Source organism: Aureibaculum flavum (genome assembly GCF_016406085.1).
GTDB lineage: Bacteria > Bacteroidota > Bacteroidia > Flavobacteriales > Flavobacteriaceae > Aureibaculum > Aureibaculum flavum.
The window spans coordinates 703,120-718,511 of the sequence record NZ_JAEHFJ010000001.1 but is presented as its reverse complement, the minus strand read 5'-3'; the positions used below and the strand labels follow the sequence as shown (position 1 = coordinate 718,511).

Genomic DNA, 15,392 nt, shown 5'->3' with positions numbered 1-15,392 from the left:
TTAGAAATTTTATAGTGAGAAAGTCCTTCCCTTAGGGAAGGATTTAGGATGGGAATTCCCTACATTTGCGTTCCTATAATTTTCAAAAACATGATCAAAAGAAACAAAGCATTTATATCCAAATTCATTATCCATAAAGTAGGTAATAAATTTAATGAAGCTAAAAATGTATATTCAGAAGATGTAGTTACTTTTGATGAAGATAGCTATAAATTAATGCAGCCTTTTTTACTGAAACCTTTTGGTAATTTAACAGAAAGCTATCGCTTCAATCATCATGCAGATATTAATTTAAATGAAATTAATAGTTATGCTCAACATATTTTTAAGGAAGAAGGTTCATTTATTGAAACTTCAAAAAATGTCGTAAAACATTTATTTGAGCAATCAAATTCTGCACAAATAAAAACTGGAGATGTTATCATTGCCTTATTTGAAGATATTGAATATAGAGATGTAAACACGCAAGCCTTAGGCATTTTTAAAATTGAAAACAAAGCAGATTTTTTTCAAACCTATTTAGAGGATAATAGTTTTGATGTTTTTGTGCAAAAAGGTATTAGTACAAAAAAAGTTGATAAAGGGTGTTTGGTTATCAACTCTCAAGATGACGCCGGCTTTACAGTTTTAACGGTTGATAATAATAACTACGATGCCCAATATTGGATACAGAATTTTTTAAACATTAAATTCGCTGATGATAGTAACCGTCATACTCAAGTATATATTGATTTATGTAAAGACTTTTCTGAAGAAGTTATAAAACAAGAGTTTGGCAATCAACAGCAAAATCAGTTTTTAGCACAGACCATTGACTTTTTTAAGGAAAATGAAACGGTTAATGTTGATGATTTTAAAGAAACGGTTTTTGAAGAAGACAATACAAAAGAATTGTTTGAAGGCTATAAAAAACAATTTGAAGATACAAATGGAGTATTGGTTCGCAATCAATTTTCAATATCAGAAGCGGTTGTAAAAAAACAAAAGAAAAAGATAAAAACGGAGATTAAATTAGATACAAATATTCAAATAAAATTGGATATAGATGCTCCAGATGCTGCCGAAGAATATTTAGAAAAAGGCTATGACGAAGAGCGTAAAATGCAATATTATAAAGTCTATTTTAATGAAGAAGATTGATGCAAAAGGCCACATAGAGAACCTTTAGGGGCTTACTTTTAGTATACCACAAAAGAAAAGTACCTTAAATTAAATATTCACTTGGTCGCTAACAAAGTTTACTTCAAATACATCCGTAAAGTGTTTTAATATTTTAGATTTTACTTCTTCAATATTTAATTTTTTGTTCAACTCAACTTCCATAGAGGTAACTGCTTTACCGCGAATACCACAAGGTATAATATGATCAAAATAACCTAAATTGGTATTTACGTTTAACGCAAATCCATGCATGGTTACCCAACGGCTACTTCGTACACCCAACGCACAAATTTTACGAGCAAATGGTGTGCCTACATCGAGCCAAACACCAGTTTCGCCTTTACTACGCTCACCTTTTATACCATACTCAGCTAAAACTCTAATGATGGTTTCTTCTAAAGAACGCATATACTTGCCAATATCATTAAAGAAATTATCTAAATCTAAAATAGGGTAGCCCACTATTTGTCCAAAACCGTGATAGGTAATATCGCCACCTCTATTAATTTTATGAAAGGTGATGCCTTTGTCCTGAAGTTGTTTTTCGTCTAATAATAAATTATTTAAATCGCCACTTTTTCCTAAGGTATACACATGTGGATGCTCTACAAATAAAAAATGATTAGGTGTTTCAAGAGTTAGATTCTCGTTCCTGTTTTTACGCTTTATTTGAATAATAGCATCAAATAGTTCCTCTTGGTAATCCCAAGTATCTTTGTAATCTTTTGTGCCTAAATCTTGTAGTTGTATGTTTTTGTTTTTTATTGCCAAAGCTGAACTTTAATAAGTGTAAAATGTCGTTTATGATTAACAAGGGTTATTTCAATTTCAATGTAAAATCTAATAATTGTGGGTTTTTCACTAAAGAATCCATTGGAACTTCAATCGTTAGTGTTTTACCATCCTTACTAATAGAGGCATCTTTAATAGAAACATTTTTAATCTTTTTCTCAAAATGATACACTAACTTATAGGTGCTACCTTGTAAAAATGAGCTTGACTCTTTCAATTCGGTTTCCACTTTTTCTAACTCTGCTTTTGATAATTCTTTTAATACTGTTTTTCTAGTAAAATTTTTACCATCAAAATTAAAAGTGACATTTGATTTGTTAAACACAGGTCCTTCAGCTTTCTTTTTGTTTACCGCCATAGCCTTAGAAAGTTTTTCTTCTATGTTTTTTACTTCAGAAACATCTTTAAAATTTAAACCAAAATCCATGAGCATTTTACCTTTTTCATCATCAACTTGTAGGTGTAAATTCATATCAGCGATCGCTCTAATAGCCACCTGTTCTTCTGCAGATAATTGAGCAATACTATCTTTTTTCTCCTCTAAAATATCTTTAAAATTGAAGGTAGTGTCTATCGATTTTGATACAGATGATGAATCTTTTGTACCCATATCTTTCATTTCTTGCATCATCTCGCTCATATCAATTTTAAAATTGTAGCTACCACTTCCGTCATTATTTATATGCATTTCTTCTGTAAAGGCACAACTAGTAAGTAAAAGCATTAAGCCGATAATAATTGACACATTTTTTAACATGGTAATTTTAGTTTTTAGGATTATTTAAAATAATTAAAGCTGCAATTACGCCTGGCACCCAGCCGCATAACGTTAAAAGAAATACAATTACCATTGATCCACAGCCTTTATCTATAACAGCCAAAGGTGGACAAATAATTGAGAGCACTACTCTAAAACAACCCATAATAATTTCGTTTACAAAGATAGAAGAATTTTATCTACTAACTAGACGTGTTTTATAGTGTTTTGTTACAAGTTTTTGTTTAGAAAATATCATATCTTTGCCGCCAAATTAATAGCATTTATATGGCATTGTCAGAACAAGAAATCGTAAGACGAGAAAAATTACAAAAACTTCGTGAGTTAGGAATTAATCCTTATCCAGCAGATTTATATCCATTAGATCATACTTCTAAGAAGGTGAAAGCTGAATTTGAAGAAGGGAAAAAGGTTATTGTTGCAGGGCGATTAATGTCACGTCGTATACAAGGAAATGCCAGTTTTGCTGAGTTGCAAGATAGTGATGGTAGAATACAAGTCTATTTTAACCGTGATGAAATTTGTACTGATGAAGATAAAACGAAATATAACACGGTCTATAAAAAATTATTAGATATTGGTGATTTTATAGGTATTGAAGGGGAGTTATTTCTTACTAAAGTTGGTGAAAAAACTATAAAAGTTAAGAATTTTACATTGTTAAGTAAAACCTTAAAACCGTTACCATTACCTAAAGTGGATGCAGAAGGAAATACACATGACGAATTTAATGACCCTGAATTGCGTTACCGTCAGCGTTATGCAGATTTAGTAGTGAATCCTCATGTTAAAGAAGTCTTTGTAAAACGTACAAAGCTTTTTAATGCCATGCGTAAATATTTTAACGATGCTGGGTATTTTGAAGTTGAAACTCCAGTTTTACAACCTATTCCTGGTGGTGCAGCCGCAAGACCTTTTGTAACGCACCATAATAGTTTAGATATGCCTTTGTATATGCGTATCGCTAATGAATTATATTTAAAAAGATTAATTGTTGGTGGCTTTGATGGTGTATATGAATTTTCTAAAAATTTCCGTAACGAAGGGATGGATAGAACGCATAATCCTGAATTTACAGCTATGGAAATTTACGTAGCTTACAAGGATTATAATTGGATGATGGAATTTGTTGAAAACCTATTAGAATACTGTGCTGTTGCTGTTAACGGAACCTCTGAAGCTACTTTTGGAAAACATAATATTAGTTTTAAGGCTCCGTACAAAAGAGTAACCATGACAGATTCTATTATTGAATATACAGGGTTTGACATTACCAATAAAACAGAAGATGAAATTCGTCACGCTGCTAAGGGTATGGGAATTGATGTTGATGAAACCATGGGTAAAGGGAAGCTGATAGATGAAATTTTTGGAGAAAAATGTGAGGGTAATTATATTCAACCTACGTATATAATGGATTACCCGAAAGAGATGAGTCCGCTGTGTAAAGAACACCGTACAAATCCGGAATTAACAGAACGTTTTGAATTGATGGTTTGTGGAAAGGAAGTTGCGAATGCATATTCTGAATTGAACGATCCAATAGACCAAAGAGAACGTTTTGAGCATCAATTAAAATTAGCTCAAAAAGGTGATGATGAAGCTACTGAGTTTATAGATTACGACTTTTTACGTGCTTTAGAATATGGTATGCCTCCAACTTCTGGATTGGGAATTGGAATGGATAGATTAATTATGTATTTAACCAACCAACAATCCATTCAAGAAGTACTGTTCTTCCCTCAAATGCGTCCAGAAAGAAAAGCTATTGAAATGACTGAGGAAGAAAAGGCAGTTTTAAAAATACTAAAAGCAAACACTCCAATAGATTTAAATGTTCTTAAATCGCAATCAGGTTTAAGTAATAAAAAATGGGATAAAACTATAAAAGGGTTGACCAAAAATAAATTAGCTGAAGTCTCTAAAACGGAGGAAGGGCTTTTTGTATCTGCAGTTTAAAACTTTAAGTCCATAGAGCCCAATGATAAAAGCAATTAAGAAGAGTAGGATCACATGTTGTCTTATTTTTTTGTTGATTAATTCATTAAATTCTTTTTCTCAAGAAGAACATAGAGATATTTATGTTTTTGAAAGAAATGGAAAAAAAGGATTGGTAAACAATAAAATGGAAATTGTTGTGGATCCGATTTATGAACAATTGGGTGGCTTTACCATATCTTATTATAACAAAATCCATCAAGATGGGCTGTTTGATGTTTGGCGATTAGGCGATAATTACAGCGTTGGTGATTATATTATTTTTAAATTGAAAGGTAAGTATGGCGTGATGAGTTTTGATGGTCAACATCTTGTTAAACCTCTATATAATGAACTTAGATATACAGCTGTTTCAGGAGTTTTTAGATATGAAGAAAATGAAAAATTTGGACTTGTAAATAAAAATGGAGAAGCGTTTTTAAAAGCCAATTATGATTTAGTTTCTCCAGAGGATAAGGAAAATATTATAGTTAAAGAAGCGGATAATTATTTTTTAGTTGATTACAAAGGGAAGTTAATTTCTGAAAAATTTAAACATAGAATATTCTCTTACGATAAGAATAGTGATAACTTCATTTTTCAATTGGATAAGAGATTTGGCTATAAAAAACGTAATGGCGACATATTGTTTGATACTATTTTTAATTCTGCCTATTCTTTTAAAAATGGTAAAGCTAAAGTAAGAAAGGATGCAAATGGAAAATTTGGTTTTATAAATGCCAATGGAAAAATAATTTTGCCTCCAACTTATGAGTCAATTTATTTAAGCGGTGACTTCGATGGTTATTATATTCGTAATAAAGATTACAAGTACGGTCTTTTAGATAAAAACATTCAACTTTTGTTGAAGCCAGAATACGATGAGATAGGTTCTTTTAATAATGGATTTGCCTCTGTTAAGAAAAATGATAAATATGGATTTATAAATAAAAAGGGAAAATTGATTATTCCATTAATTTATGAAGATGTAAGTAGTTTTTCAGAAGGTTTGGCTCCAGTCAAACTAAATAAAAAATGGGGTTTTATTAATAGCAATCATAAAGTAGTTATAGGCTTTAAGTTTGAAGGTTCAAATATCAAACCTTTTTCTGATGGATTTGCGGCGTATGAGCAAGAGTATAATAATTGGGGATATATAAATAAAAAAGGGGAGTTACAAATTGAGTCTATTTATAAGGGTATAGTCACCAAATTTATTAATGGAGCCGCAATTGTGTATTTAAAAGGTGACAAATATCTAATTAATAAAGATTCAAAAAAATTTCTTTTAAAATCAAAAAGAGATGAGTCTCAGATTGAAATTATGGAGGTAGATAGTAGCCAACATAAATAACAAAGCATTAAAATGAGAGAAGAACAATTAAAAATGTGGGATGATAGGTTTGCGAATCAAGAATATACCTATGGCGTACAGCCAAATGCTTATCTTAAAGAGCAATTAGAAAAACTGAATCCAGGCAAAATACTTTTTCCAGCTGAAGGTGAAGGCCGTAATGCTGTCTATGCTGCAAAATTAGGTTTTGATGTATCAGCATTTGACCTTAGTAAAGAAGGTAGAAAAAAAGCTCTTAAACTAGCAGATGAAAATAATGTTACTATTGATTACCAAATAGGTGAATTGCCAGAATTGAATTATCATAAGGGGCAATTTGATGTTATTGTACTCATTTTTGCTCACTTTAATGCTGATATAAGATCAGAATATCACCAATTATTAAGTTCCTATTTACGCAAAGGTGGAATGTTAATTATTGAAGCTTTTAGTAAAAAACATTTAGTATATCGAACTAAAAATCCGAAGGTTGGTGGCCCAAGAGATTTAGAAACCTTATGTTCCATTGAAGAATTTAAAACCGACTTTAAAAATTTCGAAATTATTGAGTTGGAAGAGAAAGAGGTTGAGCTAAATGAAGGGCTTTTCCATGTGGGTACCGGTTCTGTAATTCGGTTTGTGGGAGTTAAGAAATAATCATATTGAAAATAATTATATTTTTTAAATTAGACTTTATTGCTACAAAACATTGGTATGTATAATTATCGCCTTGAGTTGAGTTTAGAGAGTCGACTGAATTCGAAAATTTCATTTACAGAATATTTATAAGTACTCTTTGTTATGGTTTAAATTAAAAAAGTATTTCAATTTTTAAACCAACTATAAAAAATAGAGATTCAAAATGAATTGTTTGCTAGTCCTTGAAATAAACAATTTAAAATGTAATTTTAGCATTCAAATAACCTTTTTATATGCAAAACAAATTTTATTTAAAACTTATATGTCTCCCTTTACTATTTTGTATGTTTTCTGTAAAAGCTCAAACAAAAAGAATATATCATAAAAACTGGATAGATTTTAATAAAAACGGTCAGAAAGACATTTATGAAGACCAAAATCAATCAATAGAGAAAAGAATAGAAAATTTGCTTTCTTTGATGACGGTTGAAGAGAAAACAAACCAACTAGTTACGCTTTATGGTTACGGTCGTGTTGCTGAAGATGAAATTCCTACAGCTTCATGGAAAAATGAATTATGGAAAGATGGATTGGCTAATATTGATGAAGCTTCTAATGGAGTTTCAGAAAAAGCACAATTCACTTTTCCTTATAGTAAACACGTTTGGGCTTTAAATAAAATACAAACCTTTTTTATAGAAGAAACTCGCTTGGGTATTCCTGTAGAATTTACCAATGAAGGTATTCGTGGATTAAATCATGTAAAAGCTACCTCATTTCCTGCACAAATAGGAATGGGGTCTACGTTTAACCCAGAACTAATGTACAAAACGGGGCAAGTTATTGGCAAAGAAGCTTATGCCTTAGGATATAATAATATATATTCACCTGTATTGGATGTTGCAAGAGATCAACGTTGGGGGCGTATTGTAGAGAGCTTTGGTGAAGATCCGTTTTTAGTTTCAGAATATGGTGTACAAATAAGTAAAGGCATACAAGAGCAGGGTGTTGTTAACTCGTTAAAACATTTTGCAGTGTATTCGGCACCCAAAGGTGGACGAGACGGGCATGTTCGATTGGATCCTCATATTACATGGCGTGATATGCATTTAATGTATTTATATCCATTTAAACGTGTCATTCAAGAAACCAATATTATGGGCGTTATGAGCTCTTATAACGATTACGATGGTGAACCCATAATAGGAAGTCATTATTTTCAAACAGAATTACTAAGAGATACTTATGGTTTTAATGGTTATGTGGTTTCTGATAGCGATGCTCTAATTAATTTATACAACAAACACCATGTAGCTGACTCGTATAAGCAAGCTATACAACAAGCTTTAACAGCAGGTTTAAATGTTAGAACTACTTTTAATCATCCTGAAAATTTTATAAAACCACTTCGCGAATTAGTGAAAGAAGGCGGTATTTCTATAAAGCTTTTGGACAGTCGTGTTAAAGATGTTTTACGTGTTAAATTTAACGAAGGACTTTTTAATAATCCGTATAGAGATGAAAAAAATGCTGATAGAGTTGTTAAAAATGAAGCTCATAAAAAGATTGCACTTCAGGCTTCAAGAGAATCTATCATCTTGCTCAAAAACAAAAACAGTATTTTACCTTTAGATAAAAATAAGCTGAAAAACATTTTAGTTTGTGGCCCTACAGCAAAATCAAAATCGAGCTCTATAAGCAGATATGGTGCTTTAAAAACAGATGTTATTGCTGGTTTTGAGGGCATAAAAAACTATTTAAAGGATGATGTAAAAATAACCTATGCAAAAGGTATAGACTTAAAAGACAAAAACTGGCCAGACTCAGAAGTGTTCAATGTGCCCTTAGATACTGATGAAGAAGCTCAGATTGACGAGGCTCTTTCTATGGCAAAAAGTGCAGATGCTATTGTGTTATTTGTTGGTGAAGATGAGAAAATGGTTGGTGAAAATTTAAGCCGTACTAATTTAGATCTTCCTGGACATCAAAAACAATTATTATCGGCACTTTCCGAAACTGGAAAACCGCTAATTGTTGTGCTTATTAATGGACATCCATTATCCATAAATTATGCAGACCGACAAACGGATGCCATTTTAGAGGCTTGGTTCCCAGGAGAATTTGGTGGACAAGCCATAGCAGAGGTCATTTTTGGTGATTATAACCCCGGAGGAAAATTACCCGTTACCGTGCTTAGAAGCGTAGGGCAAATTCCCTATAACTTCCCTTATAAACCTCATTCACAGCGTGGGCAAGCTAAAGATGGCCCTAATGGTACTGGAGATAGTAGAGTGGTTACAGAACTGTATCCTTTTGGTTTTGGACTGAGTTACACCTCGTTTGAATACAGTAACTTAAATGTTAATTCGAATATTACCACAGTATCAGGTGATGTCACTATTAGCTTTGATGTTGAGAACACAGGCGTAAAGGCTGGTGATGTTGTTCCTCAACTATATGTAAATGATGAGACCAGTTCTCTAACAGTTTATGAATGGCAGCTTCGTGGTTTTAATAGAATTCATTTAAAACCAAAAGAGCAAAAAACAGTAACCTTTATCCTACAACCTAAAGATTTAGAACTTATTAATAAGAATAGAATATTTGTTGTTGAACCCGGTAAGTTTAATATTGCTATAGGAAATTCCTCTAAAGACTTTCAATTAAAAGACAGTTTCGTTATAATAAAATAACTATGAATATCAATTGTATTAAAAACAGCCTTTTAATGGTTCTATTCGCTTTTTGTATAACATCTTGCAAAAAGAACAATACGCAGCATTTTGAAGCAATCTCAGAAACAAAAAATACAGTGGATGTATTAAGTTATGTTGACCCGTTTATTGGCACGGGGTTCCATGGTCACACGTACCCTGGACCAGTGATGCCACATGGAATGGTGCAATTAAGTCCTGACACTAAACTTAATGGATGGGACGCTTCAAGTGGTTACCATAATGATGATACTACAATTTATGGCTTTTCACACACGCATTTAAGTGGTACAGGTATTGGTGATATGGGAGATGTGTTATTACTTCCATTTACGGGTACAAGTAATGAAAAACCTGTGGCTACTTTCAGTAAAAAAAATGAGCATGCCGAAGTTGGAGTATATTCAGTAAAATTTGATAACTATCAAGTAAAAGCAGAATTAGCCGTTACTGAACGCGTAGGTATGCACAAATACACCTATTCTAAAGATGCAAAAAAACGTTTACTATTTGATCTTGGGCACACCCTACAACGTACTTGGAGCAACAGTAATATTGCAAATGAAATTGAATTTGTAGATAATAAAACAATCAGAGGCTTAAAACAAACCACAGGATGGGCAAATGATAATAAAGTCTACTTTTATGCTGAATTTTCTAGTCCTTTTCAAATTGAAACTGTAAATGTTGATAGTATAAATACAGACACTTCAAAAAAAATATATAAAGCGACAGATATCTATTCTTATTTAAATTTCGAATCTCTTGAAAATGAATCTCTATTTGTTAAAGTGGGAATTTCTTACGTAGATTATGATGGTGCCAAGAAAAATTTGAAATCAGAATTGCCACATTGGGACTTCAATAGAGTACAACAAAACGCAAAGGATGTTTGGGAAAAAGAACTTCAAAGAATTGCTGTAACTACAAATAATGAAGAAACCTTAATTACGTTTTACACGGCATTATATCATAGTATGATTGCTCCAATGATTTACCAAGATACAGATGGTCGTTATAGAGGTATGGATAAAGCAATTCATCAAGCTCAAGAAGGTCAAGTCAACTATACTGTATATTCATTATGGGATACTTTTAGAGCTTTACACCCATTAATGACTATTATTGATGAACCAAGTGCAATCAATTGGGCAAACAATCTATTATTAAAATATGAACAAGGTGGTTTGTTACCCAAATGGCCACTAGTCTCAAATTATACAGGTACTATGGTAGGTTATCCCGCTGTTGCCAATATTGCAGATGCCCTAACGAAAAATTTAAAAGGTATTGATAAAGAGTTGGCATTAAAAGCCGTATTGACTAGTGCATCCTACAATCTAGACTTATTAAAACCCATTAAAGAACCTAGAAAAGAACGATTAATGACGTTGCATAATAAATTTATTAATGAAGGCAAGCATATTCCTTCAGATAAGATTGGAGCTTCAGTAACTTATGGTTTAGAAAATGCCTATTATGATTGGTGTATAGCACAAATTGCAAAACAAAATAATAACAATGAGCTTGCTACAGCATTTGAAAAACGTGCTTTAAACTACAAACTTTATTTTGATGCTGAAACGGGCTTTATGCGTGGTAAAAATGAAGATGGTAGTTGGGTAACACCTTTTAACCCGAAGTACTCAAATCATGAAAATTCAGATTATGTTGAAGGTAATGCATGGCAATGGACCTGGTTTGTGCCACATGATATTGATGGTTTTTCAAGATTGTTTAAAAACAAAGAGCAATATATTGCAAAATTAGACTCGCTTTTTACCACTTCTTCAATTATAGATGGCGATAACGCCAGTGGAGATATTACAGGATTAATTGGACAATATGCACATGGTAATGAGCCCAGCCACCATATTTCTTATTTGTACACTTATGCAGGGCAACCTTGGAAAACGCAAGAACTGGTTGATCAAATATTAAAAGAATTTTATACTACAAAACCCGATGGTATTATTGGAAATGAAGACTGTGGGCAGATGTCGGCATGGTATATTATGAGTGCTATGGGCTTTTACCAAGTGGCTCCGGGAGACCCTACTTATGTTATTGGCAGACCTTTGTTTGATACTGTTACCATACCTCTAACCAATAATAAAGCATTTACTATTATTACCAAAAAAAACAGTGCTGAAAATAAATATGTTCAAAAAGTGACTTTAAATGGAAAAGAACTTAAAGACCTATTCTTTACACATAATGATATTAAAGCAGGTGGTACTTTAACTATAGAGATGGGTAATAGTCCCCAAAAGTAGTTATTAAGTTCCTATTTACGCAAAGGTGGAATGTTAATTGTTGAAAATTTTAGTAAAAAATATTTAGAATACAGAACTAAAAATCCAAAGATTGGTGGCCTAAGAGATTTGGAAACACTATGTTCAATACACGAATTTTAAACCGACTTTAAAAATTTCGAAATTATTGAGTTGGAAGAGAAAGAGGTTGAGCTAAATGAAGGGCTTTTCCATGTGGGTACCAGTTCTGTAATTCGGTTTGTGAGGTTTAACAAATAAGGCACCGACTTTTTATCAGAATAATCGGCACAACAGCATTTATTGTTACCTCTTTATAACATGTTCGTTGCTAAATTACTATAGCTGTTATTTTAAATTCATAATTTTTAATTTAAGTTAATTATATTTGAAATTCATTTTTACATATGAAAAAGATAATATTCTTATTTGTTATAGTAAGTTTCAAGTTTACTCTTGCACAAGAAACAATTGGTTTAGTTTTTAATGATGATAATATCCCTAAATCAAATGGTTACACCTTATTTAATACCTTGTCAGATGATCGAGTTTATCTAATCAATAATTGTGGAGAGGCGGTTAATCAATGGGATTTCTCAGGTCAAATAAGTCGACAAGCTTATCTGTTGGAGAATGGTAATTTATTGCAAGGTAATAGTACTAAAGCAGACATCAGAGATTGGAACAACAATGTCCTTTGGAGTCTCAATTATATGGAGGTTCTTGGTTTTACTATGCATCACGATATTGAACCTTTACCAAATGGCAACTTTTTGGTATTAATTAGAGATAATTATACCATTGCTGAAATGATAGCAGAAGGCAAGGACACACCATTTGTTGTTGACTCTTTAGATTTAGAAAGGATTGTTGAGATTAAACCTTTAGGTATTGATTCTGCTACCATTGTTTGGGAATGGAAGCTTTTTGATCATTTGATACAAGATTTTGATGCTACTAAACCTAATTTTGGAAATATTTCGAGTAGTCCTCAATTATTGGATATAAATTACGATAATGGTAACTCTTTTAATCCTATACATGCCAATGCAATTGATTATAATGAAGACTTAGATCAAATAGCGTTCTCATCAAGACATTTAAGCGAAGTCTTTGTTTTAGATCACAGTACTACTGCAGCAGAAGCGGCAACGCATTCAGGTGGCATTTATGGTAAGGGTGGAGATTTTCTATGGCGATGGGGAAATCCTGAAGCTTACGATCAAGGAACGAGCGATGATAGAAAATTAGGAAGACAACATGATATTAAATGGATTACTGAAGGTTCTCATAAAGGTAAGATGTCCGTTTTTAATAATGATGGTTATGGTTCTGATTTAGATGCGTCTTCCGTTCATATTATTGATCCGAATGATAGTAATGGTGTATATAGTTTAGCTTCAGGTAAGTTTTTACCAACTGATTATTATTGGTCTTATGATGGCACCATCTTAGGCGAATTAATGATTGAATCTTCTAGAAGTGGAGTGCAAATAATGTCTAATGGAAATGCTCTAATTAATGAAACTGGTCTTGGTAGAATTGCCGAAATTGATGCTTCAGGAAATGTGGTTTGGGTTTATATTATTCCTATAAATGAAAATAGCACTTTTAGTCAATTTGATACACCTATTGGTAACGGATCTTTTAGAGCACATAGATATCCTGAAAATTATGCAGGTTTCAATGGTGTTGCTTTTAATAATACTGGGATTATTGAAGATGTAAATTCTATTTCAGATAATTGTATTCAAACGCTAACCGTTGATAATTCGTATTTTAATAATTTATACGTTTATCCCAATCCTACAAAAGACGTACTTAATTTTAATAAACGTATTGATGAAATTCAGGTTTATGATTTAACAGGGAAAGTAGTCCTAAATAGAATGAATTCTGAATTTATAAATTTAGAAAATTTAACAGACGGTTTGTATTTTATCAAAATTTCAGTTGAAGAAAATTCTGAATTCATTAAAATTCTAAAGAATTAAGGTCAACTAATAAAAACCTAGCGTTTTTTATGTCAGTTTTAGAGATGTCATTTATGATGATGGAAAATCATTTGGAGTATTATTAGAGGTTTAATGTTTATAAATAGGAGTAAAAAAACACCATTCAAACGCTCTTAAAGTGGACAATAGTTTTGATTGCCATTTTGACTCAAAAAAAAACCTTAGATTTACCCAATATCAGCTAACTACAAATGAATCAAACTACCATAACGCAAAAAATAGGACTTGTTTTAGGACCTGTGGTTTTTGCTTTAGTTTTGTATTTTTTCCATCCAGAAGGCTTGTCTAGAGAAGCCAATGCAGTACTTGCTGCGACTTTATGGATTGCCATTTGGTGGATAACCGAAGCCATACCTATTGCTGTAACAGCATTGTTGCCCATTGTGTTGTTTCCGCTTTCTGGTGGCTTAGATATTGCATCAACAAGTGGCTCATACGGTCATAAATACGTGTTTTTATATTTGGGTGGTTTCATAATTGCCATTGCCATTGAAAAATGGAATTTACATAAACGGATAGCTCTAAATATTATTAATTTTATAGGTTCTGACATTCGGAAAATTATATTAGGTTTTATGCTGGCAACGGCTTTTCTCTCTATGTGGATTTCCAACACAGCGACTGCAGTTATGATGTTACCCATTGGGATTGCTATTATCAAACAGTTAAAAGATAACCCAAATACCGTTGAAGATGAAAATCGCACTTTTGGTAAAGCATTAATGCTGGCAATTGCTTATAGTGCTTCTATTGGTGGTATGTCGACGTTAATTGGCACTCCCCCAAATTTGGTCTTGGCAGGTGTAGTTGAAGAAACTTATGGATATGAAATTACTTTTTCACAATGGTTTATTTTCGGTTTTCCTATTACGGTGGTACTTCTTTTTATTTGTTACCAATATTTAACCAAATATGCATTTACGTTTAAGCAAAAAGAATTTCCTGGAGGTAGAGCAGAAATCAAGAGACTTTTAAGGGGTTTAGGAAAAATTACTTATGAAGAAAAAGTAGTATCATTTGTTTTTGCATTAACAGCTTTTTGTTGGATAACACGCTCATTTTTATTGCAAAAAATAGTACCTCAATTAGATGATACTATAATAGCAATAACATTTGCAATTGTATTATTTTTAATTCCATCAAAAGATAAAAAAGACAAACTTATAAATTGGGACGAAGCTGTAAAATTACCATGGGGAATTATTTTGCTGTTTGGCGGAGGTATGGCATTAGCAAAAGGTTTTGAAGTTAGTGGCCTTGCATTTTGGTTAGGTAGTCAAATGACTGCTTTTGGTGGATTAACTATCATTCTATTGATATTGGTTTTAATAACAGCGGTCAATTTTTTAACAGAAATAACATCAAATTTAGCAACAACGGCAATGTTGTTACCGGTGTTGGCACCTATGGCTTTAACAGTTGATGTGCATCCATTAATATTGATGGTTGCAGCCGCAGTTGCAGCCTCGTGTGCATTTATGCTTCCTGTAGCAACACCTCCAAATGCTGTAGTTTTTGGATCTGGATATTTACGAATTCCAGATATGGTATCAAAAGGTATCATTATGAATGTTATTTCCATAATTATCCTTACCCTATTTGTATATTTTGTTTTGCCAGAATTATGGAATTTAACTGTTGAAGGTTTTCCTGAGAATTTTATAAAGAAATAGGTCAAAGATTGAATCTTAACTGTTTCTTTAACATTTC

General features: G+C 32.2%; 11 protein-coding genes. 8 read left to right on the top strand and 3 right to left on the bottom strand.

What is annotated here, in order from left to right; translation table 11 throughout:
* Positions 1-90: 90 nt before the first annotated feature.
* Positions 91-1,140: a nucleoid-associated protein gene (locus JBL43_RS03125; protein WP_198839998.1), complete on the top strand. Its 1,050-nt coding sequence runs from the start codon at positions 91-93 to the stop codon at positions 1,138-1,140.
* A gap of 69 nt (positions 1,141-1,209) precedes the next feature.
* Here JBL43_RS03125 and lipB read toward each other — a convergent pair whose 3' ends face one another.
* Genes lipB through JBL43_RS03110 form a run of 3 tightly spaced genes read right to left on the bottom strand, consistent with a single transcriptional unit; the run spans position 1,210 to position 2,876 of the window.
* Positions 1,210-1,932: a lipoyl(octanoyl) transferase LipB gene (lipB, locus tag JBL43_RS03120; protein ID WP_233098671.1), complete on the bottom strand. Its 723-nt coding sequence runs from the start codon at positions 1,930-1,932 to the stop codon at positions 1,210-1,212.
* Between the two features lie 46 nt (positions 1,933-1,978).
* A complete protein-coding gene (locus JBL43_RS03115; protein ID WP_198839997.1) occupies positions 1,979-2,710 on the bottom strand; it encodes a hypothetical protein in 732 nt (243 codons plus the stop codon).
* Positions 2,711-2,717: 7 nt separating this feature from the next.
* On the bottom strand, positions 2,718-2,876 hold the full coding sequence (locus JBL43_RS03110) for a YqaE/Pmp3 family membrane protein (protein ID WP_198839996.1): 159 nt from the start codon (positions 2,874-2,876) through the stop codon (positions 2,718-2,720).
* Between the two features lie 122 nt (positions 2,877-2,998).
* On the opposite strand from JBL43_RS03110, the gene lysS reads away from it, so the two are divergent.
* From lysS to JBL43_RS03075, 7 genes are all read left to right on the top strand, one after another.
* On the top strand, positions 2,999-4,690 hold the full coding sequence (gene lysS / locus JBL43_RS03105) for a lysine--tRNA ligase (protein ID WP_198839995.1): 1,692 nt from the start codon (positions 2,999-3,001) through the stop codon (positions 4,688-4,690).
* A 73-nt stretch (positions 4,691-4,763) separates the two neighbouring features.
* Complete coding sequence (locus JBL43_RS03100) at positions 4,764-6,062, top strand: WG repeat-containing protein (RefSeq protein WP_198839994.1); 1,299 nt, start codon at positions 4,764-4,766, stop codon at positions 6,060-6,062.
* Between the two features lie 12 nt (positions 6,063-6,074).
* Positions 6,075-6,698 carry a class I SAM-dependent methyltransferase gene (locus JBL43_RS03095; RefSeq protein WP_198839993.1) on the top strand — a complete coding sequence of 208 codons (624 nt, stop codon included), beginning with the start codon at positions 6,075-6,077 and terminating at the stop codon, positions 6,696-6,698.
* 326 nt (positions 6,699-7,024) lie between these two features.
* Entirely contained in the window at positions 7,025-9,373 is a 2,349-nt protein-coding gene (locus JBL43_RS03090; RefSeq protein ID WP_198839992.1) for a glycoside hydrolase family 3 N-terminal domain-containing protein, read from the top strand.
* 2 nt (positions 9,374-9,375) lie between these two features.
* The gene (locus JBL43_RS03085) at positions 9,376-11,670 is read left to right on the top strand and encodes a GH92 family glycosyl hydrolase (protein WP_198839991.1); all 2,295 of its coding nucleotides are present in this window, start codon (positions 9,376-9,378) and stop codon (positions 11,668-11,670) included.
* Between the two features lie 404 nt (positions 11,671-12,074).
* Positions 12,075-13,661 (top strand): aryl-sulfate sulfotransferase, encoded by a 1,587-nt coding sequence (locus tag JBL43_RS03080; protein ID WP_198839990.1) that lies wholly within the window; start codon positions 12,075-12,077, stop codon positions 13,659-13,661.
* Between the two features lie 212 nt (positions 13,662-13,873).
* Positions 13,874-15,355 carry an SLC13 family permease gene (locus JBL43_RS03075; RefSeq protein ID WP_198839989.1) on the top strand — a complete coding sequence of 494 codons (1,482 nt, stop codon included), beginning with the start codon at positions 13,874-13,876 and terminating at the stop codon, positions 15,353-15,355.
* The last annotated feature ends 37 nt before the right edge of the window (positions 15,356-15,392 follow it).